The following is a 24,572-nucleotide window of genomic DNA, read 5'->3' as shown; positions in this document are numbered from 1 at the left end:
TTGGCAAGTGAAAGGAGCCACTAAGCGGAGGACTGTCTAAAAAATCAATCCTTTTTAGTGGCTCCTTCCCCTACATAAACTTATGCGTTCTTACTATCCCAGCTATTTAGATTCGATGTGGTTCTTTAATTCTTCTTGGGCTTTTTTATTGGATTCAGCCTTTTCTTTCAACCATTTTTCTTTACTTGCATCGTAATCCTTTGTCTTGATGACTTCTTCTGAAAGTTCAAGATATTTATAGTTGGTTCCAGTTCCTTTTGTTCCAACCCATGAAGCTGCACGACTATACGGAACAGTCCGTTGCAACATTGGCGTTCCACCATTTGAAACAGTTGGCAAGATCAAAGAACTATCGGTTAGCCATGCTTGAGCAGCTGCGTATTTCTCATAACGTACAGCTTGGTCACTCACTTCTGCATTGGCATCTTTTAAGAGCTCTGCATACTTCCCAAAATCAACTGCTGAAATAGCAGGGCTATTCGAGCCTGCATCCACACCTAGATAGTAGAAAACAGAACCGTTAACAGGACTTAAACTCTCTAAATAAGTAGATGGATCTTGGTAGTCTGGCACCCATCCTCCGCCTGCAAGGTCATAATCTTTCTCAGCAGCAGTGTCTGTAAAGTAGGTAATATTGTTAAAGTCATCATCAGATAATTTCTGAATATCTACGACAACATTGTCTGCACCAAGAACAGCTTCTACGGATTGTTTGAAGGAGCTAGCTTGTTGTACCTGACTGTTATCTGTCTGACTAACAACGTAATCCAAATGAATTGGGAATTGTACCCCTTCTTTTTGCAGTTGTTCTTTTGCTTTTGCAAATTCAGCCTTGGCTTTTTCTTGATTGTAGAGAGTGGTTTGGGCATCATCTAGATTTACGTCTTTCCACTCATCCCCATAGGTCACCAATTGTTTCTCAACAACCTTACCGAACTCTTCACCATTTACTTGAACAAAAGTCGGTGGAACCAAGGTGTTTCGAAGAATCTTGGTCGCTGCATCTGCGCCAGATGTTTGTGCAGCATAGGCTTCACGGTCAAAGGCAAAGTTGACAGCTTGACGGAAATCCTTATTTAAAATCGCTTGTTTTGTAGACGATTTTTGAGCATCTGTCGTTTTGGCTGTATGGTTATACTTCTGACGATCGATGTTGAAGCCTAGATAGTAAGATGTACCATATTGAACACCATAAACAATATTATCACCAAATTTCTTTTTCACACTCTTATAAGTGGAGCTATTTGGCATTACCGTCGCAAATGAATATTGTCCATTCTCAAATTTCTTGATGACTGATTCTGGATCTGATCCGTCATTGTAAGTCAACTTCACATTATCAATATGAACATTCTTTTCATCATAGTATTCTTTATTTTTTACAAGTTCAATTTGAGATTTTGAAGTTAAATTCTTCAAATAATAGGGACCGTTATAGAGAATACTACTTGGTTTTAAAGAACCAAAGTCTTTTCCTTGAGATTCTAAGAAAGCTGCGTTAACTGGGAAAAGGACGCCTGATGTCGTCTTAGAATTCCAAAAACTTTCTGGGCGTTCCAAGGTATATTGAACGGTGTAATCATCTAGGGCTTTCACGCCAACTGTCTTGAAATCTGTTGTTTCACCCTTGGCATAGGCATCCAAACCTTTAATGGAGTTTTGGATTAAGAAGAGACCTTCTGATTTTGATTCCACAGCATGTTTGATTCCTGTCACAAAATCGTGAGCTGTTACAGCACCATACTCTTCCCCTTCACTCGTGTACCATTTAGCATCTTTTCGAAGTTTATAGGTATAGACCAAGCCATCTTCTGAAACTGTCCAGTCTTCTGCCAAACTTGGGATTAAATTTCCATATTTATCATTTTCTAACAAACCATCAACAAGGTTACTTGTAATATCAGACGTCGTTGTACGAGTCGATGCAATGTAGTCCAATGTATTTGGATCTGTTGAATAAATATAAGAATAAGTAGATTGATTGCTGCTTCCACCACCGCAGGCTGTCAATAGAAGAGCGCTGGCTAGAGAAACACCGGCCAGTACGAACCGTTTATTTACTTTCATCACTATCTCCTTATGTTAGGTTTTCTACCATTATACACTATTTCTTCCATTTTACCAACTATCTTTCAAATTTGCCTATGACCTTCGAGTCCTAAGAGAGCAAAATAGGATTAGAGCAGTTGCCTTCTTTTATGATACAATAGTAGAGACAAAAAACAATCGAGGATTCAAACGTGAAAAAAATAATCACCTTACTTCTTTGTCTAATGCTTGCGCTTCTCAGTACGTCTCCTGTAAAAGCGGAGGACCTAGACCTTGGAGCCCAGCATGCTATTGCGATCGATGGGACAACAGGTAAAATACTCTACGAAAAAAATAGTGATGAGAAAAAAGAGGTTGGCGGAATCAACAACCTTTTGACCACTTATCTCGTTTACGAAGCCATTCAGCAAGGAAAAATCTCTTTAACTGATGATGTGGATATTTCTGATAAAGCCTATCAACTGACAGCTGTTGAAGGAATCAGCAACGTTCCCATGGAAGCCCGTAAATACAAGGTCAAGGACCTGCTCACTGCTCTCCTCGTATCAAACGCCAATAGTGCCGCCATCGCCTTAGCTGAAAAAGTAGCTGGTAGCGAAGAAAAATTCGTCCTGCTCATGAAAGCAAAGCTCAAAGATTGGGGAATTACAGATGCGACGATTGTGAATGCTAGTGGATTGAATCAATCTATCATTGATGGGGATGAGGAAAATAAAAAGAAAAATACCGAAAATAAGCTGAGCGCTTATGATGTGGCAGTCATCGCAAAACATCTTCTAGAAGACTTTCCTGAAGTTACAAAAATCACCTCCCTCTCCCATGCAGAATTTGCTGGAATTCAATTGGAGAGTAGCAACTATATGCTGGAAAACATGCCCAACTATCGAGCTGGGGTGGATGGTCTAAAAACTGGAAATTCCGAAAAAGGAGGGATCTCATTTGTCGCTTCTACCAATCAAAATGGGATTCGAATGATTACCGTTGTCATTGGTGTTGAGGCAATCGATGGTGACCCTTACGCACGATTTGTTGCAACAGCCAACCTGATGAATTATGTGAGCCAAAACTTCGTTCCAAGCCTTATTGTCAGCAAAGGCGAAGCTTACAACAACAGTAAATCAACGGTTCACGATGGCAAGAAAACAAACGCCACTGCTGTTGCCAAGGATGACTTCATCGTGATCGAACGACAAGGAAGCCAAGCAGAAGCTAAAATCACCTTTAAAAGTAGCCAATCTTCATTTAGCGCTCCTATAAAGAAAGGTACTTCTCTCGGAACCCTTACCTACACTGATCCAGAACCCATCGGTCGAGGGTATATCGAAGGTAAAGCCCCTAGTATGGAAATGGTGAGCGGAGAAAATATCCAAAAAAGTTTCTTCTTAAAGGTGTGGTGGAATCAATTTGTTCGTTACGTCAACGAAAAACTATAAATGCTCATAAACAAAAAAAGAGGTCACCCTCTTTTTTTGTTTATTTTATTCCTGTCAACAGAACTTCTATCGAACTTCGAAATAAGGAAAAGCAGTATCGCTGTCTATTGGATGAGTCGGGATTTCTTGTTCAATCACCGCACGCCAACCCGCTACCAATTCTTCAAAAGATAAGCTAGCTTCAGGTGTAGCTGTTGTTAGCTTCCGACCAAACCAAGCCATGGTCGCCGTTTCTAATTGAAGCATGGCATAGCTAATCACAGGAACATTGGCAGCTTCGTAATTTTCATTGACTGCACGGGCCACTGCTGGTGCTTGAGGCAAGAGTTGAAGGCGGATTTTTTCTACAAGTTCTGGATCCAATTCTTGCCAAGAAATTAATTTCCCATCGATTTGATAATACAAATCAAATGTTTCTTGACCCGGCTTAAAATTCACTAGCATAAAGGCACGATCCGCTTTATCAGGACCGCCAACAGCCTTCACAGCATTGATCAAGAGATTTTGTTCCATTTGTCTCCAATAATCATCTGCTTCTTCTGCTAGATCAATTGTAAAGGGTGGAACAATTTCCTCAACAGGAATTTCGCCCTTATTCGCTTTTTCAATATTACCAAATAATTTTTTTAAGAATCCCATTTGCTTCTCCTTTTATCCCCTAACCGACAGATCCTTCCATTTCATAGCTAATCAAGCGGTTGAGCTCAACTGCATATTCCATTGGAAGTTCTTTAGTGAAAGGCTCTACAAATCCCATGACGATCATTTCAGTCGCTTCTGATTCTGATAAACCACGGCTCATGAGGTAATAGAGTTGCTCTTCAGAAATCTTAGAAACCTTAGCTTCGTGCTCCAAAGCAACTTGCGAGTTATGGATTTCATTAAATGGAATGGTATCTGACGCAGATAAGTCATCCATGATAATGGTATCACACTCAATGTGACTGACAGATTTCGCTGAATCTTTATTGAAGGTCACTTGTCCACGGTAGTCAACCTTTCCTCCACCTTTCGCGATGGATTTTGAGACGATTGAAGAGCTGGTATGTGGAGCATTGTGGATCATTTTAGCACCTGTATCTTGGTGTTGCCCCGCATTTGCAAAGGCGATAGAAAGCATAGTCCCACGCGCGCCTTCTCCATCCAGATAAACAGACGGGTATTTCATGGTCGTTTTAGCCCCAAGGTTTCCATCGATCCATTCAACTGTCGCATCTTTGGTCGCTTTGGCCCTTTTGGTTACCAAGTTATAGACATTGTCGGACCAGTTTTGGATGGTCGTGTAACGCATATAAGCGCCATCCAAGGCAAAAATTTCGACAATGGCTGCGTGCAGGCTATTGCTTGAATAAGTCGGTGCTGTACATCCTTCTACATAATGGACGCTAGCGCCTTCATCAACAATAATCAAAGTCCGCTCAAACTGACCTGTATTTTCATTATTAATCCGGAAGTAGGTCTGCAAAGGAACATCGACCTTTACACCCTTCGGTACATAGATAAAGGTCCCACCTGACCAAACAGCTGAGTTGAGGGCTGCCAACTTATTATCCGTTGGAGGTACCAACTTAGCAAAGTATTGCTTAAACAAGTCTGGATATTCCTTCAAAGCCGAATCTGTGTCCGTAAAGATAATTCCTAGCTTTTGGAATTCTTCCTTCATATTATGGTAAACTACTTCAGACTCATACTGAGCAGCTGCTCCGGCCAGGTAAGCACGCTCTGCTTCTGGAATACCAATCCGTTCGAATGTTTCCTTAATTTTTTCAGGCACTTCATCCCAGCTACGTGCAGGTTTATCAGATGGTTTTTGATAATAAATCAAATCATCAAAATCAATATCTGACAAGTCCGCTCCCCAAGTTTGCATCGGCATTTTTTTAAATGCTTCATAAGACTTCAAACGGAACTCCAGCATCCATTCCGGCTCATTTTTCGCAGCAGACAACTCGCGAATAACCGATTCATTCAACCCTTTTCCTGTTGACAAGATTGGATCTACATCATCGTGAAAGCCAAATTTATATTCACCAAGATCAATTGGTTTTGGTTCTACTCTTTCTTCTGTCATTTCTTTCCTTTCATTTTCTTTTTAGCGCTCTTCCCATGTGATTACTTTTTCTAGTCTGGACCATCAGCAGCCGAATGTTGATATCATTTCTCACCAGAAGCTCGGTTAAAAAACCGACTTGAATCTTCATCACTTTTATTCATCATTAGGCTTGAGCATCGATTGCTTTCTTGAGAGCATTCCAAGCCAGGGTCGAGCACTTGATCCGTTGTGGAAATTTAGCAACCCCAGCTAAAAAGGCTGCATCTCCCAACTGGTCTTGACAGGCATCTTCTTTGCCTTGGACCATTTCTGAAAAAATAGTCGCCAACTCTAGCACTTCTTCTTTGGATTTTCCTAGGACAACGTCCGTCATCATACTAGCAGAAGCCGTCGAAATCGTACAACCTGAGTTGACAAAGGCAATGTCCTTGATTACTCCTTCATCATCAAACTGAACAGACAAACTAATCACATCGCCACAAGTTGGATTGTTTAAGTTGATTTGTTCAACCCCTTCAATCTTTCCATGGTGATGGGGATTTTTTGAATGGTCAGCTACTACAGCCATATAGAGGCTATCTAATTTAGAAAGTGCCATCGAAAAACTCCTTTGTTTTTATCAGCGCTTCTACAAGCTTATCACAGTCTTCCTTTGTATTGTAGAGATAAAAGCTAGCTCGAGCAGTCGCTGGAACCTCCAAATACTGGATCAAAGGTTGAGCACAATGGTGGCCTGCCCGAACGGCAACCCCTTCATAATCCAAGGCAGTCGCAAGATCATGAGGATGCAGATCCCCTAAGTTGAAGGAAATCACCCCAGAGCGTTTCGCTAAATCTTGGGAGCCATAGATTTTCAAGCCTTCAATTGCTTGAAGTTTGGGAAAGACGTAGGCAATCAAGTCTTGCTCGTGATGCTCAATGGCATCCATGCCAATAGCCTCCAAATAATCAATCGCCGCAGCCAAACCAATAGCACCAGCCATATTTGGAGTCCCTGCTTCGAATTTCCAAGGGAGTTCCTTCCAAGTTGCGGATTGTTCATAGACAAAGTCAATCATTTCCCCACCAAATTCAACAGGTGACATTTGGTTGAGATAGTGCTCTTTTCCATATAAGACTCCAATTCCTGTCGGTCCAGCCATTTTATGTCCGGAAAAGACAAAGAAGTCTGCATCTAGTTTTTGAACATCAATTTTCATATGGGGGACTGATTGGGCCCCATCCACTACCATAATGGCTCCTTTTTCATGGGCCAATTGAGCGAGTTCCTGGATAGGATTGATCACCCCGAGAACGTTAGAAGCATGGGTAATGGAAACAAATTTGGTTCGATCTGTCAATTTTTCTCGGAAATCCTCTAGATCCAGACCACCGTCTTTCAAGTAGGCATAGACCAACTTCGCCCCTGTCTTCTGACAAGCTTCCTGCCAAGGAAGGATGTTGGAATGGTGTTCCATAATAGAGACGAGGACCTCATCCCCCTCTTCGAGGATTTCCTCTGCAAACCGCCCAATCCAGTTCAAACCTGTCGTAGTACCTCTCGTAAACAAGACCTCTTTGGTCGAGGAAGCGTTTATAAAACGACGGACCGTTTCTCTTGCTGCTTCATAGGACGCGGTCGCCCGTTCGGCCAAGGTATGAACCCCGCGGTGAACATTGGCATTATCCTCTTGGTAATAGCGATTCACCGCTTCTAGGACAGCTTTTGGTTTTTGTGTCGTCGCTGCATTATCTAAATAGACAAGCGGCTCATCATTCACTATTTGATCTAAAATCGGGAAATCTTTCCGAATCTTTTCGACATCTATCATGTTTATCTCTTTAATAATTTATCTTCAATGGTTTGGATCATTTCTTCACGAACTTCTTTGACTGGAATCTCCACGATCACTGATCCAAGGAACCCACGAACCACTAGGCGTTCTGCAGTTGCCTGATCCAAGCCACGGCTCATGAGGTAGTACATGTCTTCTGGATCTACCTGACCGATAGAAGCTGCGTGACCTGCAGTCACATCATTTTCATCAATCAAAAGAATTGGGTTGGCATCGGAACGAGCTTGGTCAGAAAGCATTAACACACGGCTTTCTTGTTGGGCATCTGCCCCTTTTGCTCCCTTAATAATGTGGCCAATCCCGTTGAAGGTCAAGGTTGCCTTTTCAAGAATGACACCATGTTGGAGAATGTTCCCTACCGAATTGCAACCATAGTTGGTTACGCGGGTATCAATCCCTTGTACCTGACGACCACTAGATAGGGCTACGACCTTCAGGTCTGCATGGCTGCCGTTTCCTATCAAGTCACTATCAAAGTCAGCAACGACATTTCCTTCGTTCATGACACCGATTGCCCAATCAATGCTAGCATCCTTGCCTAGTTTCCCACGGCGGCTAATATAGGCAGTGACATTCTCACCAAGACGATCAATCGCAGCAAACTTCACTTGCGCACCCGAACGGGCAATGACTTCTACTGTGATATTAGCAGTTGCCTTGGCACTACCTTCTCCACGTGACTCTAACCGTTCAAGGTAACTAATCTTACTGTTCTTACCAGCGATAATCAAGATGTGCTTGTTAAATGGCACATCGCTATCACTATCCTGGTAGAAGACACCCTCGATTGGCTCCGCGATTTCTACATGATCTGGAATATAGAGAACAGCTCCACTATTGAAATAAGCTGTGTGGTAGGCTGCCAACTTGTCATCATCATATTTAACGGATGACATGAAAAATTCCTCTACGACCTCTGGAATTACTTCCAGGGCTGAGTGGAAGTCTGTAAAGATGACTCCCTGGTTGGCCAAGTCAACTGGAATCTGTTCAAATACTGTATGAGTTCCATGCTGAACCAATTTTAATTGATTGTCAATCGCAGTGAAGTCTGGCACAGCAGTGAGTGGCTCACTTTCTGTGATTGTTCCATCGCCGAGATTCCAACGATGAAATTTCACGCGTTCAATCACAGGTAGTTCTAAGTCATCAATTTTATCAAAAGCCTTCTGGCGCAAGTCCTGCAACCATTGGGGCTCTGCATGCATTTCTGAAAAAAGTTTGATATTTTCTTTGGTCATTTACTCCTCCTCAAAGATCCTGTTCAGTTTTGGACACAAGATTAGAGTTCTTCTTTGTAGTCGTAACCTAACTCTTCTGCTAATTTCGCGTATCCTTCACGCTCCAAACGCACAGCAAGCTCAGGACCACCTGAAAGGACGACACGACCTTCCATCATCACGTGAACCACATCAGGAGTAATGTAGTTTAAAAGACGTTGGTAGTGGGTAATGATCATGGCACCAAAATCTTCGCCACGCATTTCATTGACCCCTTTTGAAACCACTTTAAGGGCATCGATATCCAAACCAGAGTCAATCTCATCAAGGAGGGCAAACTTCGGTTCCAACATCAACAATTGCAGAATTTCATTGCGTTTCTTCTCACCACCTGAGAATCCTTCGTTCAAATAGCGTTCTGCCATTTCTTCCTTCATATTGAGGAGTTCCATTTTCTGGTCCAATTTTGTGATAAAATCACGAACAGAAATTTTTTCATCCTCTTCTTTGCCAGCATTCATGGCTGCACGAAGGAATTCAGCATTGGTAATTCCTGGAATTTCTGATGGGTATTGCATAGCCAAGAAAAGGCCCATGCGAGCACGTTCATCCACTTCCAATTCAAGGATATTCACTCCATCAAATAGAATTTCACCCTTAGTCACTTCATAGTTTGGATTTCCCATGATCGCTGCAGATAGGGTTGATTTCCCTGTCCCGTTAGGTCCCATGATGGCTGCAATTTCCCCTGTTTTAAGGGTCAAGTTCACGCCTTTTAAAATTTCCTTACCTTCAATTTCTACATGAAGATCTTTAATCTCTAATACTGACATTTGTATTCCTTTCTGCTATAGAGTTTTGTCTTATCTAGTATAACAAAAAAAAGCCTAAAAGGCTTTTCTGGTGTTTAGAATCGTTCTTATTTAGTCTTATTTCTTCTATTTTGTCGAACTTCCTCTCGATAGGCAGAATTTCCTATATAACGTAAGCAATTGAGGAGCGGACTATGGTGAGGGCCTAGGACTCCAATCAATTCCGCTAAGAGCTCAACACCTAATACCAAGCCAATAACAAGCAGAACACCACCAATACGAGTAGAGATATTCAACAGAAGAGAAATCATGGCAAAAATCATCGAAATTCCATAGATGACCAAAACGGTCCCACGATGCGTTAAGCCCAAAGAAAGTAGGCGATGGTGCAAGTGATTCCGATCTGGTGCATAGAACTTCTGACCAGAGAGAGTCCGACGGACAATTGCTAAAAAGGTATCCGTAATTGGAACTCCCAAGATAATCATCGGCGTAACCACCGCAACAGCCGTCGCATTCTTAAGACCTTGCAAGGACAAAACAGCGATCATAAAACCAATGAAGAGGGCCCCTGTATCCCCTAAATAAAGAATCGCTGGATGATAATTAAAGGGGAAGAAACCAGCAATGGCCATGACTAAGACAAAAATCGTCATGGTCAGGAAGAGATTGGGCACTGGAAGAAAGAAATGAGAAACAATCCCCATCGTCACCAAGGAAATAATCGAAACCCCACTGACCAGGCCATCCAAACCATCAATCAAATTGACCGCATTGGTAATCGAAATGATCCAAATGACTGTTAAAATATAGGACAACCATGGATCAAAATGAAGAAATGGACCCCCGAAAGGGATCTTAAAATCATCCAAGCGAAAATCTGTAAAAAACCAGATCACACTAGATCCTAGGAAAATCCCCAGCATCTTTAACCGCGGTGATAATTCTTTTATATCATCGATTAAACCAGTTAGACCTATAATCCATCCTCCAACGACAACTGGCAAAGTATAGGTCAGATAAGATGTCTTAGCTACATGCCCCTTTGTAATCATCGGCAACAAAATGACGGTTGCAATGGTAAAAGCAAGAATAATAGCTAAACCACCAGCGCTGGGCATGGGTTTCTTATTGATCCGACGCGCATTTGGATAGTCTACGGCATCTATTTTAAACGCCAATAACCTCACAAAGGGAGTTAGAATCAAACTGATCAAAAAAGTTGCAATCAGGACCAGGATAAATTGTAACGGAAAAGTAATCATACCAAATTAACCTTTTGAAGTTCGTGAATAGCATCTGAGACGAGCAAGAGATGGCCATGTTCCTGAAGGACAGCTCTAGTAGTATCTGTATCTTCCGCATATTCACGCATGGTTGCCAAAAGCCAACCTGGATAATCCTGCGGACACCCTTCCAAATCGATCAGGATGGTTAAATAGTACATCCCGTCCATTTTATAAAGTTCAGAAGTCTCAACAGCATAATGAACTGTTTTTGTAAACCGAATCACTTCCTCTAACTGAGAAAACTGGAGGATATAATAAATATACCGTGTATCTACTGGATGACTCGATGTATCTTCTTCTGAAATCTGATTTTCGTCAGCCAATTCCTCAGCTTCTAAATGACGGATCGCATCGCCGTCTCCCTTACTCTTTTCAGAGATGGTTTTTTCCAAGGTTTTGATAAATTCGTCCGGAGACATTTGCGACAATTCTTCCATATCAGGCAAATCGGAAAAATCTTCAAAATTTAAATGCTGATCAATTTTTGATTTGGTCACAAAAACATCGAGTTTATCTGGCTTAGGGGTCACTCGAAAACTCAACATGCCACTGTCTAAGAAACTTTCCGGCATTTCTAATTCATCTAAGATGGTATAGAAAAATTCTTCTGTTTTTTCTTGAGGCACCAAAAAATCGGCCATTTCCATGCCCCGTTCTTCTAAATCCTCTAATTGAATCGTGATTTTAATGGTTGAATCACTGATTTGCTTCATCTTCATGACTGCACCTCATACTATTAGTCTTTCTATTATACTAAAAAGGGACATATTTTTCAAAACATGACCCCCTCCTTAGATAGGAAACAAGACTTAAACAAAAGAGCACTTCCTCCCCCGCAAACATAGCAGTTTGAAGAAAAGGAAGAAACACTCCAATTTCATTATTAGATAAAAATTTTAATCACTGCGTAGACAAGCAAAATCGCTCCCAGAACAATCCGATATTTCCCAAAGACTGTGAAGTCATGAGTTTTGACATAGTCTGTCAAGAAGCGAATCGCTACCATACTAACACCGAAGGCTACCGCCATAGCAACTAAAAGGATTGTTCCCTGGCTGAAGCTTAAAGCATTTCCTCCCAAAACAAACTTAGCGACCTTTAATAGACTAGCCCCAAACATGGCAGGAATCCCCAGATAAAAGGTGAATTCTGTCACAACTGAGCGACTAACTCCATTGACCAAACCACCTACAATTGTTGCACCTGACCGACTGGTTCCTGGGAAAAGCGACAAGACTTGGAACAACCCAATATAGAGAGCTGTCTTATAAGGCAACTTGTGTAATTCCGTCACTTCCGGCTCTACTTGCTCCCGTTTTTCAAGGTAAATAAAGGCCCAACCATAGGTAATCAACATGATGGCTACAGAAAAAGAGTTATGAAAATGAGCTTCAAACCAATCATCCAATTTAAAGACAAAGAGCAACGGTAGGGTCGCCACAGCAACCTTGGCCCACAATTGCCAAGTTCGTCTTACCTCTTTTTTCGATTTTCCAGGCTTAAATGGATAAAGCTTGTCGAAGTAAATCACAACGACAGCCATAATGGCACCTAGCTGAATAACGACATTAAACATCTCCATAAAGGCAGGGTTTTGATCCTTAAACTGGATAAAGTCTTGAATCAAAATCAAATGACCTGTACTTGAGATTGGAAGCCACTCTGTGACTCCTTCAACAATTCCAAAAAGAATCGCTTTTATCAGTTCAATGATAAACATCTTTTTCTCCTAAACTTGCATTTGCTATATTATAACACATTTCTAGCCATAGAACCAGATGCGCTTGCAAGGATGCTTAGACTAAAAGAGAGTGGGACAGAAATCGGTCATTCGTTAGAATTCGATTTCGTCGTCCCACCTCCGCACAGTTGAGTAGGGCTGTAAAAGCTGATAAAATCAGCCTAGTAGAGCCCACTCAACCACTGCGTCTTGCTCGACAATCCAAAGACAATTGAGAGGCTAGGACTTTTGTCCCAGCCTCCTATGAAATTGTAAACACAAGATTGGCTAGACGGCACATTTGTCACTCTAAAAAGCACCGAAGCCACCGCCTCCACCGCCTCCAGAGAAACCACCCCCAGAACTACCGCCTGAAGATACTGTAAAATGACTAGCGGTTGTAGCGGTCGTTCCATAATTAGATAAGAGACGGCTGGAATGGATTAGATTACTACGAAACGGAGTGTAGACATAGGCATCCATACTTGGGTTCTCTAAGTGGATTTGACGAAGCTTCATCACTTTGCTTACTTGATCTGCAAAACCAAACAGAGTAGCATAGACTAATAAGCGATTCCATAAAACCAGCGATTGAATTTCTGCTTCTTCCAAATGAGCGATATCCCGCAACATATTACGGAAGCTATCCCAATAATAGCGTTGCTCAGCTCCGAGCTCTGTTGGGACCCCATCCCGTTGATAGAGGCTGAACTTCCCTTGGAAGGATGTCGGAAGGATCCACATCACCAACACATACATCACGCAAAAGATAGAGAGCCAGTTTAAGACAAAATAAGCTATTAAACCAGCTACCAAGGCAATGCTCCATGCAGCCCATCCAAAGAAGAGACTTTTACGTCCTGCACTTTCCTCCCCAGACTCTAAGGGACGATAATAAGAAGGAAGGGTAAATGTTTGGATCTTCTGCTGAACAGCTTGAGAGACACGAGAAATCGCTGCATCAATCCGATTTTGCGCTTGTTTTCCTCGCTCACGAATGGCATCTTGATCTTTCTTAGAAGCGTATTTATAGAGAGAATCTGAAATTTCATAATCTGAAAACAAGTCATCTGTTCTACAATATTTTTGAGAACCAAATGCAAGTCTAAGAAACTCTCGCTCAAATTCATCCAATGTATCTTCATTTTGAATCGTTAAAACTGTATGAGTGTCGTATTGCTCACAGATGATATTTTTTCGATCAATCAAATCAAGTAAGGTAGCTTGCACTAACTGATCAAATTTAAAGGCTCCCCGAGCGTGTTTTTTGGTTGGAGAGATTTCATCTAGCTCTGTAGAATAAACTATTGAAGCCATTAGTAGAGGCGCAACGTTATTTGGAATCTCATACAAGCGACTATTTTTCGGAAAAACCTTGGCAGAAGTAACAGATTGCATGAAGCGATGACGATAATAAATAGCAAGAAGAAGGAAAAGCAGAACAAGGATTGGAAGTAGGACCTTCATAAATAGGCGAATCCAGGTCCGTTTTTGAACAATTCCAGCTTCCGTCCGATGATAGTTGGCCTCCTCCATCAAGCCTGAATCCCTATCTGATTCCCCAAAGGAAGCTACATCCGATTTCAACCAGTAAGCATAAATTTCAACACCTTCTTTGCGCTTTAAATTTTTTAAGCTCGCAATATAGTTGGCACCTTCCTTCTGTATCGATGCATCTGGACCCATATAAGATGTATGAATATTTAATTCTGATTTTGAAACCTCTGAAGCAAATTTCGGGATAATCTGTAACTCTACTTTTTTGACCCCCTGATCCCCATCACTGATCGGCTTCCAGTTCAATAACAAGATATCCCGATGAACATAGAGCAGGTTTTTTAACTGCCAGGTAACCTTCACCTTGACGGTATCTCCTGCGCTTCCGCCATTGTAAATCTTAACCTGATAACCATCACCTAAATTTTGAACTTCTGGTTCTTGTGACAAGGTTCTGCCTTCTACTTCCACCAGGGGAGGAGTTACTATTTCAAAACCTTGAGGCATTTTACCCGCTGATCCCAAGGTGACATATTGGCCTTTATAGGAAGTTGTAAAATGATAGACCAATTCTTCCTCATAAGTAGCATCATCCCAAGTTTCCAAGATTAAAGTCCCCCGATAAGACTGAATCTCATAGGAAGGACCATCCGCCTTGACAAGACCCGTTACAAATAGACAGGTCATCACTGCAAATAGAACATACAGAATTTTTTTCATTTTCCTATACTCCTTTGGTATATTATAGCATTTTTTTATGAAAAGGCTATCAGGTTTGAAAAGTAGGCCAATTTCCTGTACAATAAGATGATACTATTTATATAGGAAGAGGAGACTACATGAAAAAAACAATTTATGCTCTCTTTACCGGACTACTTTTATGCCTGGGAATGAGCCATATTGTAAAAGCAGACGAATATCTCCGGATCGGGATGGAAGCCGCCTACGCTCCTTTCAACTGGACCCAAGAGGATGATGCAAATGGAGCCGTGAAGATTGATGGCACCAACCAATATGCCAACGGATACGATGTCCAAATCGCAAAAAAGGTTGCTGAGGGACTAGGTAAAAAACCTCTGATCGTTAAAACATCTTGGAACGGACTAATCCCCGCCCTCACTTCTGGTAAAATTGATATGATCATCGCTGGAATGAGTCCGACTGCCGAGCGCAAGAAAGAGGTCGCTTTCTCTAATAGCTACTATACCAGTGAGCCGGTCATGCTGGTGCGTAAAGACGGAAACTATGCGAATGCCACTAGTCTAGATGACTTCAAGGATGCAAAGGTCACCTCTCAACAAGGGGTCTACCTCTATTCTCTCATCTCCCAACTCAAGGGCGCCAAACAAGAAACCGCTATGGGGGATTTCGCCCAGATGCGTCAAGCTTTAGAATCTGGTGTTATCGATGCCTATGTTTCTGAGCGGCCCGAAGCCTTGACAGCTGAATCTGCTAATTCAAAATTTAAGATGATCCAATTCAAAAAAGGTTTTGAAGTCGGGGAGGAAGATGCGACCATTGCTATCGGGATGAAAAAAGGCGACAGTCGAATCGACCAAGTCAATGCTACACTAGCTAAAATTTCGGCTGAAGACCAAGTCAAACTCATGGATGATATGATTGAGAAGCAACCCGCTTCCAACGATGCTAGTGATGATGAGCAGACTTTCTTCAGCCAAATGATGAAGATTTTGAAAGATAATGGACCACAGTTCTTACGAGGAACTGGAATGACCCTCTTAATCTCTATGACAGGGACCATTGCTGGTTTGATTATCGGTTTGTTAATCGGTGTTTTCCGAACTGCTCCTACGTCTAAAAACAAGGCTCTAGCTACCTTGCAAAAATTCTTCGGTTGGTTCCTCAATGTCTACATTGAAATCTTCCGTGGTACTCCGATGATCGTTCAATCCATGGTTATTTTCTACGGTTCAGCCCAAGCCTTTAACATTTCCTTGGATCGTACCTGGGCTGCTATCTTTATTGTTTCGATCAACACAGGAGCTTATATGAGTGAGATTGTTCGTGGAGGAATCTTAGCAGTGGATACTGGCCAGTTTGAAGCGGCTACCGCTCTGGGGATGACCCATGGACAAACCATGCGCAAGGTCGTTCTCCCACAGGTCGTTCGGAATATCTTGCCAGCGACAGGGAATGAATTTGTCATCAACATCAAGGATACATCTGTCTTGAATGTTATCTCTGTGGTTGAACTCTACTTTACAGGAAATACGGTCGCAACTCAAAACTACCAATACTTCCCAACCTTTACCATTATTGCGGTAATTTACTTTATCCTGACTTTCACCATCACCCGTATCCTTCGATACATCGAACGTCGCTTAGACTCTGATACCTACACAACTGGTGCCAATCAAATGCAAGTCAAAGAGGTGAAATAATGGCAGAAAAAATACTTGAAATCAAACACTTAAAAAAATCCTACGGTCAAAACGAAGTTTTGAAGGACATCTCTCTTTCTGTTGAGAAAGGTGAAGTTATCTCCATTATCGGGAGCTCTGGTAGCGGGAAATCTACCTTCCTTCGCTCCATTAATCTCTTAGAAACTCCGACTGATGGAGAAATCCTCTACCGGGGACAGAACGTTCTCGATCCTGATTACGATCTCACCCACTATCGGGAAAAATTGGGCATGGTTTTCCAAAGCTTCAATCTATTCGAAAACTTAAATGTCTTGGAAAATACCATTGTTGCTCAGACTACCGTACTGAAACGGGACAGAGAAACAGCAGAGAAAATTGCTAAAGCGAACTTAGAGAAAGTTGGCATGGGAGAACCTTATTGGGCTGCTCGTCCAAAACAACTTTCAGGAGGACAAAAGCAACGGGTGGCTATTGCTCGGGCCCTTTCTATGGATCCTGATGCCATTTTGTTTGATGAACCAACCTCAGCTCTGGACCCTGAAATGGTCGGAGAAGTTCTTAAAATTATGCAAGACTTAGCCAAAGAAGGCCTAACCATGATCGTGGTCACCCACGAAATGGAATTTGCCCGAGACGTCTCAAGTCGTGTTATCTTTATGGACAAAGGGGTCATCGCTGAACAAGGTGATCCAAAAGAAATCTTTACCAATCCAAAAGAAGAACGGACGAAAGAATTCTTACAACGTTTCTTAAATTAAAACAAACTCCCTCACTGGAATGATTCCGATGAGGGAGTTTTCGAATACCATTAAATGAAAGTGAAATCCCACACATAAACTTGTTAAAATCCTTTAATAGCCAGGGATCCAGCTAGTGATACTTTCCTACGATATCCTGATTTATACTATATAAAAAAGAAGGGAAGCTTGTTCCCTTCTTTTTTATATAGTATTTTAATTTTCAAATTTTTGATGATTCTTATCATAAAAATCGATTAAGCCAAGCGCAGTTTCAAACGAGATGTTTTTCACTTTTGCACGACCTTGCGCAAGTGCAATGATAGACATTTCACGGGCGTTCGTTTCTTTACTGATACGATACCCAGTGATCTTTTTATCACGTACCCAACCAACAACTGATTCCACTTTTTCGAAGTTCGATTTAGCCATGATCATTCTCCTATATTATTATTTCCAATACTAATATAAAATTTTTTGCATATTTTGTCAACCATAATAGCTGAAAGTACGAACAATTTTAAAAAAGTCAGATATTTTATTATTTTGCTTTTAAAGCTGAAAGTATTTGAGTACGAATATTCTCTACGCCATCCGGATTTGCTGGTAAGAAGAGGGTATTGGTTCCTTGCTTTTCTGCAAAGTTATTCAAAGTATCCAAATATTGGTTGGTCAAAAGAATGGACATAATCTGTTCTTCTGTCAAATTCACATTGGTATCTTTCAATTCCTTGATAGAATCAGCCAAACCATCTACGATAGCCTTCCGTTGTTCTGCAATCCCGACCCCGTGAAGACGATCCTTTTCAGCTTCTGCCTCGGCTGCTGTAACAATCTTGATCTTATCAGCTTCTGCCAGTTCTTGGGCTGCCACACGTTTCCGTTGAGCCGCATTAATCTCGTTCATAGATTGCTTCACTTCAGCATCTGGTTCAACTTTAGTAATCAAGGTTTTTACGATAATGTACCCATAGGTCGACATTTCTTCAGCTACTTGCTTTTGAACCTCAAGGGCGATTTCATCTTTTTTCTCGAACAATTCATCCAAGGTCAACTTTGGAACAGATGAGCGCAAGGCATCTTCGATGTAAGATTTGATCTGAGCTTCTGGGCGCATCAATTTGTAGTAAGCATCCGTTACATTGTTTTCATTTACGCGGTATTGTGTCGCTACATTCATGGTAACAAATACGTTATCTTGTGTCTTTGTTTCGACCACAATCTCGCTTTGCAAGAGACGCAATTGCACACGCGCCGCAATTTTATCGATTCCAAATGGTGCACGGACATGAATCCCACTGTTACTGATCTTTTGATAGCGTCCAAAACGCTCAATAATTGCAACAGATTGTTGTTTCACCACATAGAGCGAGCTAATGAATACAGTAGCTCCAACGACTAAAATAGCCAATAGAAAAATCCAAATCATTTTCTGATTCTCCTTTATATTTTATTTACTTTTTAGAAGTGATTCTTTGTTAAAGAATCCATCATACCAACATGTTGTAGAGAGTTTCATTTCCATTTAAATTAATGAAAGAGGGGTCAAATTGTTCAATCCGATTGATCAGTCCTGCGTAATCATGCTTATCCGCTAAAGCAACCCCAATCAAAACTGGGCCCGTCCCCTTGCTTGCCCGTTTGATGTACTCAAACCGCGTGATATCGTCATTTGGCCCTAAGATATCATTTACAAACTCTCTCAAAGCTCCTGGACGTTGCGGGAAGTTGACGATGAAGTAGTGTTTGATACCATCATAGATCAAAGCTCGCTCTTCCATCTCTGGCATCCGGTTAATATCATTGTTCCCACCAGAAATCACACAACAAATGGTCTTCCCTTTGATATACTCTCTCAACACTTCTAAAGCCGCAACACTGGCAGCACCAGCCGGTTCTGCAACCAAGCCTTGCTTGGAATAAAGATCAATCAAGGTCTCAGAGATCAAGCCCTCGTTTACTCCAATTAGGGTCTCAACATTTTTTTTCGTTGCTTCATAAGTCAGCTGGCCAACCTTTTGAACAGCGATTCCATCCGCAAACTTATCAATTTGTTTGAGTTTGACCGGGCCTCCGGCTTCAAATGCCGCCTTCATCGACCGAGCTCCATCTGCTTCGATCCCAATAACATCGATCTCTGGTGCTTGCTCCTTTATATAGGTGGATACTCCAGCGATGAGACCTCCCCCACCAACTGGTACTAACACAGCATCAAAGTCAATCGACTCTTTTTTAGCTTCCTCTAGGATTTCGTAGGCTACAGTCCCTTGACCCGCTTGGACGTTGGCATCATCAAATGGATCAATGAAGGTACAGTTTTTAACCTCGGTGTATTCCTGCGCTGCCTTAGAAGAAGCATCAAAGGTATCTCCTACTAATTTAATGGTCACATACTCTCCGCCGAAGAAACGAACCTGGCTAATCTTTTGCTGAGGCGTCGTAATCGGCATAAAGATAGTTGCTGGGATTTTCATCTCTCGGCAAGTGTAGGCAACTCCTTGAGCGTGGTTGCCCGCAGAAGCACAGACTACTCCTTGCTCTCTCTCTTTTGCATGTAACTGAGAAATCGCGTAGTAGGCTCCACGGATCTTAAAGGAACGAACGCGCTGAGCATTTTCCTTCTTTAAGTAGATTTTCGCTCCATACTTTTCGGATAAATAATGATCATAATCTAAGGGAGTCTCAACAACCACACCCTTTAAGACCTTGTGGGCTTTTATGATATCTTTCGATGTTATCATAGTCTTCCTCTTCTTCTCCTTATTTCATCTAATTATATCAAAAGACTGCAAAAATTTCAGCGTGTTTTCCAAATTTTCAGAAAAATCACCCAAAATGCTCGATATGGCACGTCTCTTCATACAGATTCTGCTAAATGGTTGAAAAAAACTTCCAAATCATCTCTCTATTGATGAAAAAGAAGTTGGGATTTCTCCCAACTTCACCATCACCTCATTAGTTATAGATTTTAAAGGCGTCGTCATCATTTTTTCCAACGAATGGCATTGCTTTACGCAATTCAGCACCAACTTTTTCGATTTCAAGGTTAGCCGCTTGTTCACGGTAAGCAGTCAATTTTGGACGACCAGCTTTGTAGTCGTTGACAAAGTCATTAGCAAATTTACCATTTTGGATGTCCGCAAGAACGGCTTTCATGTTTTCTTTCACTTGCTCAGTAATGACACGTGGACCTGACACGTAGTCACCGTATTCAGCAGTGTTTGAAATTGATTGACGCATTTTCTTGAATCCACCTTCGTAGATCAAGTCAACGATGAGTTTCATTTCGTGAAGTACTTCGAAGTAAGCCAATTCTGGAGCGTATCCAGCTTCCGTCAAGACTTCAAAACCAGCTTCGATAAGGGCAGTCAAACCACCACAAAGAACAGCTTGTTCACCAAACAAATCTTCTTCCGTTTCTTCTTTGTATGTTGTTTCCAAAAGACCAACGCGTGCTGAACCAACACCTTTACACCAGTCCATTGCGATATCTTTAGCATTTCCTGTAGCATCTTGGTAGACAGCGTAAAGTGCAGGAACACCAAATCCTTCTTCATACGTACGACGTACCAAGTGACCAGGTCCTTTAGGCGCACACATGAAGACATCTACATCTGCAGGAACTTTGATGAATTCGAAGTGGATGTTGAAACCATGTGCAAATCCAACAGCATTACCAGCTTCCAAGTTTGGAGCAATTTCTGCTTCGTACAATTCTTGTTGGATCTCGTCTGGAGCCAAGATCATGATGACGTCAGCCAATTTAGTTGCTTCTGCTACTGTGTAAGTATCAAAACCATCTTCTTTTGCTTTGTCAAAAGATTTACCTGGACGTACACCGATAATCACATCATGACCTGAGTCACGCAAGTTTTGTGCGTGGGCATGACCTTGTGAGCCATAACCGATAACGGCGATTTTTTTACCGTCAAGTGCTGCTACTTTTACATCTTTTTCGTATTCCATTTGAACTGCCATAGTTTTTTCTCTCTTTTCTATTTTTATTGCCTCTTAGGCTGTTTTAACAAATTTAGGTTGGATTCTTTTACTCAATGAAAATCAAAGAGCAAACTAGGAAGCTAGTTGTAGGTTGCTCAAAGCACTGCTTTGAGGTTGTAAATAAGACTGACGGAGTCAGTAACATATACCTACGGCAAAGCGACGCTAACGTAGTTTGAAGAGATTTACGAAGAGTATTAATCGCGGGTAAAGCCAGTTGCACCAGTCCGTGCGACATTCTTAATCCCATAAGGACGAATGACACGCAGGAGAGCTTCGTTCTTCTCTGCATTTCCTGTCATCTGCACGGTGATGGAGCTCGGAGCTACGTCAACCACAGTCGCGCGGAAAGGCTGGATAATCGCCAGCAATTCTGCCCGTTTCTCTGCAGGTGCTGAGACCTTGATCAGAATCACTTCACGTTCTAGGTGAGGTTTATCTGTGATATCTCGAACGCGAATCACATCGACCTGGCGGTTGAGTTGCTTGATGATTTGTTCCACTTCATCATGAGACGCAACATCAATAATGATGGTAATCCGTGATACATTAGGGTTTTCTGTCGCTCCCACTGAGATACTCTCAATATTGACTTGGCGTCTCGACAAGACACCGGTAAAGCGATTGAGGACCCCAGACCGGTTTTGAAGTTTGGCTGTTAACATTCTACGCATTAAACTTCACCCCCAACATCTCATGATTGCTCTTACCAGCTGGTACCATTGGTAGAACGTGTTCTTTACGAGAAATGTCAATCTCGATAAACATCGGTACATCTTCGGTAATGACTTCTAAATCTTTCTCAAGGGTTTCAGGATTATCAAATTTGTAGTTTTTAATCCCGTAGGCTTGGGCCATCAATTGGAAGTCAGGCAAGGTTTCAAAGACAGACTCTGATGTCCGCCCATCATAGAAGGCTTCTTGCCACTGACGAACCATCCCCAGTGAATGGTTGTTGAGCATAATGACCTTGATTGGAATCTTGTAAACATTCAAGATAGCCAATTCCTGGTTGGTCATCTGGAAACCACCATCTCCGACAAAGAGCACGACTTCTTTATCTGGGTTGGCAATCTTAGCACCAATGGCGGCTGGCACACCGAATCCCATGGTCCCTAGTCCACCAGAAGTCACCAACTGCCGTTCATTTTGATATGGGTAGTACTGAGCTGCCCACATTTGGTGTTGTCCAACGTCTGTCACGACGATGGCATCCCCCTTAGTCAACTCACCAACACGTTCAATAACCGCTTGGGGTTGGACCACGCGTTCTTTCTTATCATAAGAACGAACCCGATTTTTATCTTTGGTAACCTTCTCGACCCATTTCTCCGTATTGTTATGAACCACTGGCTCTGCTAATAACTGTTGTAGGGCTTTTTTTGCATCGCCAACTACTGGAATATCAACTGCAATGATTTTACCAATCTCTGCCGGGTCAATGTCAATGTGAGCGACTTTGGCATTCTTCGCAAAGGTTTTTGGATTTCCTGTCAGACGATCATCAAAACGACAACCGATGCTAATCATAAAATCCGCTTCGGTCATGGCAATGTTGGCTGCAAAGGAACCGTGCATACCTCCCATCCCAAGGAAGAGAGGATGACTGGTCGCAATCGTTCCCTGTCCTAGAAGACTAGTTACCACAGGAATTTGATAGCGCTCAGCCAAGGCTACCAATTCGTCCGCCGCTTCTGCATAGCTGACGCCACCACCAACTAAAAGAACTGGCTGTTTAGCCTTGCCCAATTGCTTCAAGATTTTCTTAATCTGCAATTCATTTGGCTCAATGGTCGGCTGGTAACTTGGAATGTTGATTGCTGGGTTGAATATATAATCTGTTTCTAAGGCAGAGACATCTTTTGGAAGGTCAATGACGACAGGGCCTGGACGCCCAGTTGTCGCAATATGGACCGCTTCAGTAATAATCCGTGGAATATCTGCGGTCTCTCGTACTTGGTAATTGTACTTGGTGATTGGCATGGTAATCCCAACAATGTCTGCCTCTTGGAAGGCATCCTTCCCGATACCGGAACGGTTGACCTGTCCAGTAAATACAAGAAGAGGGACACTATCACTCATGGCATCAGCAATACCCGTAATGGCATTGGTTGCCCCAGGGCCACTAGTGACGACTGCGACACCCAACTTTCCAGTTGATTTGGCGTAGCCTTCAGCTTCATGCAAGCAGCCTTGTTCATGTCGGCCAAGAATGTGTTTGATCCCTTTAAAACTATAAATAGCATCGTAAAGGGGCAAAACCGCTCCACCTGGGTACCCAAAAATGGTATCAATCCCAAGATCTCGAAGCGTTTCTAGCACAAGCTCTGAACCTGTCTTTGCAGTTTCTAAGGTAATTTTCTCCATGTCTCTCCTTTCTGTTTCTTTGATTATCAAATGAGCATGCTACTATCATACCATTTTTGGAAAATAATTCAAGTAAAAATCACAAATTTTCTGAATTTTCTATCCAAATACGAATAATGAGAATTCTCCTAAAAAAGAACAATCCAATCAAAAAAGGAGTCTGGGACAAAAAGTTCTCAGTCACAAAAAAGCTAGAGATTCCCAATTGCGAAACCGTTGCTTTTTTTGGAGATAAGAGACTTTTGTCCCAGCCTCTTTTTCAGTATCGTTACTAGCATTTTCATCACATACTACCGATAGCTAAAATGATGAAGGGGAGGCTGTTACTTAGCATGTGAACAAGTAGGGGATAGTAGATATTCTCCTTTTCTTTCACAAAAATAATAGAAAAGGCAAGGCCAGAACCTAGATAATAGACTGCACCGACCCACTCGGATAGATTCAAGTTATGCATATGAGTTAAGGCAAAAGCAAGGCTGGCTATAAAGATACTCAGCCAAGTTGGCAGACTTTTTCTCAAATATCTCAATAGAGTTTGACGGAAAAATAATTCTTCTACCAGAGGTCCAATGACACAAGCAAAAACAACTATCAGTAGCGGTTGTACTTGAAAGGTGTTTTGAATATTCGACTGGTTTAGACCTTGTCCGACCAGCCCAAAAAACTGCCTCAACATCTCTGATACAAATCCAAAGACAACAGTCATCAGAATGAGAAAGAGCCAGCCTGTTAAGACGCCAAAGAAGAATTTTCTTTTAGTTTTTCTAATCTCATTCCATTGTTGGATTAATCTATCCTTGAACAAGATAGAGCCATATAGAGCTAATACTACATAGAGTAGATATTGTAGATAATTCGCAATGGCAGATGGCATCAACGAAGCCAGCAATTTATGGCCATCAAACTCAAAAAGAACTGTATAGAGAATCGCAAAAATCAGGATTCCCTTATTTTTATTAGACATCATTTAAAACCTTTCCATTCACAATCATTCTCATGGTCATCAACCAGATCTGCAGCCTGCATAAAGGACAAAACAGCGACTGGTCATCGTGGAGGGGCTATCCCCACTCCTCATCATTGTAGGATACATATAGCGGGTTGTTCATTTTGACCCAGCTACTCTCAATTGTCTTTGGATTGTCGAGCAAGACGCAGTGGTTGAGTGGGCTCTACT

At 41.9% G+C, this 24,572-nt stretch carries 21 protein-coding genes and 1 pseudogene; 3 read left to right on the top strand and 19 right to left on the bottom strand.

Going from position 1 to position 24,572, the window contains the following annotated elements; translation table 11 throughout:
• Positions 1–102: 102 nt before the first annotated feature.
• A complete protein-coding gene (locus tag RCH62_RS04600) occupies positions 103–2,067 on the bottom strand; it encodes a peptide ABC transporter substrate-binding protein (RefSeq protein WP_126403802.1) in 1,965 nt (654 codons plus the stop codon).
• Between the two features lie 173 nt (positions 2,068–2,240).
• Here RCH62_RS04600 and pbp3 point away from each other — a divergent pair, with 173 nt between their 5' ends.
• The gene (gene pbp3, locus RCH62_RS04595; RefSeq protein WP_306474735.1) at positions 2,241–3,482 is read left to right on the top strand and encodes a D-alanyl-D-alanine carboxypeptidase PBP3; all 1,242 of its coding nucleotides are present in this window, start codon (positions 2,241–2,243) and stop codon (positions 3,480–3,482) included.
• Positions 3,483–3,548: 66 nt separating this feature from the next.
• Here pbp3 and RCH62_RS04590 read toward each other — a convergent pair whose 3' ends face one another.
• From RCH62_RS04590 to RCH62_RS04545, 10 genes are all read right to left on the bottom strand, one after another.
• On the bottom strand, positions 3,549–4,121 hold the full coding sequence (locus RCH62_RS04590) for a hypothetical protein (protein ID WP_195324802.1): 573 nt from the start codon (positions 4,119–4,121) through the stop codon (positions 3,549–3,551).
• A 19-nt stretch (positions 4,122–4,140) separates the two neighbouring features.
• Entirely contained in the window at positions 4,141–5,553 is a 1,413-nt protein-coding gene (sufB, locus tag RCH62_RS04585) for a Fe-S cluster assembly protein SufB (protein WP_006594961.1), read from the bottom strand.
• A gap of 145 nt (positions 5,554–5,698) precedes the next feature.
• Positions 5,699–6,133 (bottom strand): Fe-S cluster assembly sulfur transfer protein SufU, encoded by a 435-nt coding sequence (gene sufU, locus RCH62_RS04580; RefSeq protein WP_195324800.1) that lies wholly within the window; start codon positions 6,131–6,133, stop codon positions 5,699–5,701.
• Positions 6,120–7,346: a cysteine desulfurase gene (locus tag RCH62_RS04575; RefSeq protein WP_306474734.1), complete on the bottom strand. Its 1,227-nt coding sequence runs from the start codon at positions 7,344–7,346 to the stop codon at positions 6,120–6,122. The genes sufU and RCH62_RS04575 overlap by 14 nt, the downstream gene beginning before the upstream one ends.
• 2 nt (positions 7,347–7,348) lie before the next feature.
• Positions 7,349–8,611 (bottom strand): Fe-S cluster assembly protein SufD, encoded by a 1,263-nt coding sequence (sufD, locus tag RCH62_RS04570; protein WP_006594964.1) that lies wholly within the window; start codon positions 8,609–8,611, stop codon positions 7,349–7,351.
• A 41-nt stretch (positions 8,612–8,652) separates the two neighbouring features.
• Positions 8,653–9,423 (bottom strand): Fe-S cluster assembly ATPase SufC, encoded by a 771-nt coding sequence (gene sufC / locus RCH62_RS04565; RefSeq protein ID WP_006594965.1) that lies wholly within the window; start codon positions 9,421–9,423, stop codon positions 8,653–8,655.
• A gap of 86 nt (positions 9,424–9,509) precedes the next feature.
• On the bottom strand, positions 9,510–10,667 hold the full coding sequence (locus RCH62_RS04560) for a glycosyltransferase family 4 protein (RefSeq protein WP_306474733.1): 1,158 nt from the start codon (positions 10,665–10,667) through the stop codon (positions 9,510–9,512).
• Entirely contained in the window at positions 10,664–11,410 is a 747-nt protein-coding gene (mecA, locus tag RCH62_RS04555) for an adaptor protein MecA (protein ID WP_306474732.1), read from the bottom strand. Before mecA ends, RCH62_RS04560 begins: the two co-directional genes overlap by 4 nt.
• Positions 11,411–11,574: 164 nt before the next feature.
• Positions 11,575–12,411, bottom strand: coding sequence for an undecaprenyl-diphosphate phosphatase (locus RCH62_RS04550; RefSeq protein WP_023022205.1), 837 nt, complete (start codon positions 12,409–12,411; stop codon positions 11,575–11,577).
• Positions 12,412–12,720: 309 nt separating this feature from the next.
• Complete coding sequence (locus RCH62_RS04545) at positions 12,721–14,628, bottom strand: DUF2207 domain-containing protein (protein WP_306474731.1); 1,908 nt, start codon at positions 14,626–14,628, stop codon at positions 12,721–12,723.
• Between the two features lie 119 nt (positions 14,629–14,747).
• Here RCH62_RS04545 and RCH62_RS04540 point away from each other — a divergent pair, with 119 nt between their 5' ends.
• The gene (locus RCH62_RS04540) at positions 14,748–16,310 is read left to right on the top strand and encodes an ABC transporter substrate-binding protein/permease (protein WP_123160851.1); all 1,563 of its coding nucleotides are present in this window, start codon (positions 14,748–14,750) and stop codon (positions 16,308–16,310) included.
• A complete protein-coding gene (locus RCH62_RS04535) occupies positions 16,310–17,050 on the top strand; it encodes an amino acid ABC transporter ATP-binding protein (RefSeq protein WP_009732258.1) in 741 nt (246 codons plus the stop codon). The genes RCH62_RS04540 and RCH62_RS04535 overlap by 1 nt, the downstream gene beginning before the upstream one ends.
• A 195-nt stretch (positions 17,051–17,245) precedes the next feature.
• Here RCH62_RS04535 and RCH62_RS04530 read toward each other — a convergent pair whose 3' ends face one another.
• The 8 genes and pseudogenes from RCH62_RS04530 to RCH62_RS04495 form a co-directional block, all read right to left on the bottom strand.
• Positions 17,246–17,461, bottom strand: coding sequence for a hypothetical protein (locus tag RCH62_RS04530; RefSeq protein WP_006594972.1), 216 nt, complete (start codon positions 17,459–17,461; stop codon positions 17,246–17,248).
• Positions 17,462–17,570: 109 nt separating this feature from the next.
• Positions 17,571–18,458, bottom strand: a complete 888-nt coding sequence (locus RCH62_RS04525; protein WP_023022202.1) for an SPFH domain-containing protein — start codon at positions 18,456–18,458, stop codon at positions 17,571–17,573.
• Between the two features lie 61 nt (positions 18,459–18,519).
• Positions 18,520–19,770 (bottom strand): threonine ammonia-lyase IlvA, encoded by a 1,251-nt coding sequence (gene ilvA, locus RCH62_RS04520; RefSeq protein WP_306474730.1) that lies wholly within the window; start codon positions 19,768–19,770, stop codon positions 18,520–18,522.
• Positions 19,771–19,984: 214 nt separating this feature from the next.
• The gene (gene ilvC / locus RCH62_RS04515; RefSeq protein WP_023027688.1) at positions 19,985–21,007 is read right to left on the bottom strand and encodes a ketol-acid reductoisomerase; all 1,023 of its coding nucleotides are present in this window, start codon (positions 21,005–21,007) and stop codon (positions 19,985–19,987) included.
• A 218-nt stretch (positions 21,008–21,225) separates the two neighbouring features.
• Positions 21,226–21,702: an acetolactate synthase small subunit gene (gene ilvN, locus RCH62_RS04510; RefSeq protein ID WP_006594976.1), complete on the bottom strand. Its 477-nt coding sequence runs from the start codon at positions 21,700–21,702 to the stop codon at positions 21,226–21,228.
• Positions 21,695–23,395, bottom strand: coding sequence for an acetolactate synthase large subunit (locus RCH62_RS04505; RefSeq protein WP_306474729.1), 1,701 nt, complete (start codon positions 23,393–23,395; stop codon positions 21,695–21,697). Before RCH62_RS04505 ends, ilvN begins: the two co-directional genes overlap by 8 nt.
• 283 nt (positions 23,396–23,678) lie before the next feature.
• A complete protein-coding gene (locus RCH62_RS04500; protein WP_125330087.1) occupies positions 23,679–24,362 on the bottom strand; it encodes a CPBP family intramembrane glutamic endopeptidase in 684 nt (227 codons plus the stop codon).
• Positions 24,359–24,442 (bottom strand): annotated as a pseudogene (locus RCH62_RS04495) (DNA-3-methyladenine glycosylase I); the annotation flags it as partial. The pseudogene RCH62_RS04495 and the gene RCH62_RS04500, both read right to left, overlap by 4 nt.
• Positions 24,443–24,572 lie beyond the last annotated feature (130 nt).

The organism is Streptococcus sp. (genome assembly GCF_030825805.1).
In the GTDB taxonomy this organism is placed as follows: domain Bacteria; phylum Bacillota; class Bacilli; order Lactobacillales; family Streptococcaceae; genus Streptococcus.
The sequence above is the reverse complement of the archived record's forward strand: the minus strand, read 5'-3'. Positions and strand labels throughout refer to the sequence as shown.

What these genes read in the sequence shown, in the direction of transcription:
- sufU (WP_195324800.1), bottom strand. Translation starts at nt 6,133, where the DNA reads ATGGCACTTTCTAAATTAGATAGCCTCTATATGGCTGTAGTAGCTGAC.
- RCH62_RS04540 (WP_123160851.1), top strand. Translation starts at nt 14,748, where the DNA reads ATGAAAAAAACAATTTATGCTCTCTTTACCGGACTACTTTTATGCCTG.
- RCH62_RS04560 (WP_306474733.1), bottom strand. Translation starts at nt 10,667, where the DNA reads ATGATTACTTTTCCGTTACAATTTATCCTGGTCCTGATTGCAACTTTT.
- RCH62_RS04535 (WP_009732258.1), top strand. Translation starts at nt 16,310, where the DNA reads ATGGCAGAAAAAATACTTGAAATCAAACACTTAAAAAAATCCTACGGT.
- RCH62_RS04500 (WP_125330087.1), bottom strand. Translation starts at nt 24,362, where the DNA reads ATGATGTCTAATAAAAATAAGGGAATCCTGATTTTTGCGATTCTCTAT.
- ilvN (WP_006594976.1), bottom strand. Translation starts at nt 21,702, where the DNA reads ATGCGTAGAATGTTAACAGCCAAACTTCAAAACCGGTCTGGGGTCCTC.
- ilvA (WP_306474730.1), bottom strand. Translation starts at nt 19,770, where the DNA reads ATGATAACATCGAAAGATATCATAAAAGCCCACAAGGTCTTAAAGGGT.
- RCH62_RS04545 (WP_306474731.1), bottom strand. Translation starts at nt 14,628, where the DNA reads ATGAAAAAAATTCTGTATGTTCTATTTGCAGTGATGACCTGTCTATTT.
- ilvC (WP_023027688.1), bottom strand. Translation starts at nt 21,007, where the DNA reads ATGGCAGTTCAAATGGAATACGAAAAAGATGTAAAAGTAGCAGCACTT.
- mecA (WP_306474732.1), bottom strand. Translation starts at nt 11,410, where the DNA reads ATGAAGATGAAGCAAATCAGTGATTCAACCATTAAAATCACGATTCAA.
- RCH62_RS04525 (WP_023022202.1), bottom strand. Translation starts at nt 18,458, where the DNA reads ATGATTTGGATTTTTCTATTGGCTATTTTAGTCGTTGGAGCTACTGTA.
- RCH62_RS04600 (WP_126403802.1), bottom strand. Translation starts at nt 2,067, where the DNA reads ATGAAAGTAAATAAACGGTTCGTACTGGCCGGTGTTTCTCTAGCCAGC.
- sufC (WP_006594965.1), bottom strand. Translation starts at nt 9,423, where the DNA reads ATGTCAGTATTAGAGATTAAAGATCTTCATGTAGAAATTGAAGGTAAG.
- RCH62_RS04550 (WP_023022205.1), bottom strand. Translation starts at nt 12,411, where the DNA reads ATGTTTATCATTGAACTGATAAAAGCGATTCTTTTTGGAATTGTTGAA.
- sufD (WP_006594964.1), bottom strand. Translation starts at nt 8,611, where the DNA reads ATGACCAAAGAAAATATCAAACTTTTTTCAGAAATGCATGCAGAGCCC.
- RCH62_RS04575 (WP_306474734.1), bottom strand. Translation starts at nt 7,346, where the DNA reads ATGATAGATGTCGAAAAGATTCGGAAAGATTTCCCGATTTTAGATCAA.
- RCH62_RS04530 (WP_006594972.1), bottom strand. Translation starts at nt 17,461, where the DNA reads ATGGCTAAATCGAACTTCGAAAAAGTGGAATCAGTTGTTGGTTGGGTA.
- RCH62_RS04590 (WP_195324802.1), bottom strand. Translation starts at nt 4,121, where the DNA reads ATGGGATTCTTAAAAAAATTATTTGGTAATATTGAAAAAGCGAATAAG.
- sufB (WP_006594961.1), bottom strand. Translation starts at nt 5,553, where the DNA reads ATGACAGAAGAAAGAGTAGAACCAAAACCAATTGATCTTGGTGAATAT.
- RCH62_RS04505 (WP_306474729.1), bottom strand. Translation starts at nt 23,395, where the DNA reads ATGGAGAAAATTACCTTAGAAACTGCAAAGACAGGTTCAGAGCTTGTG.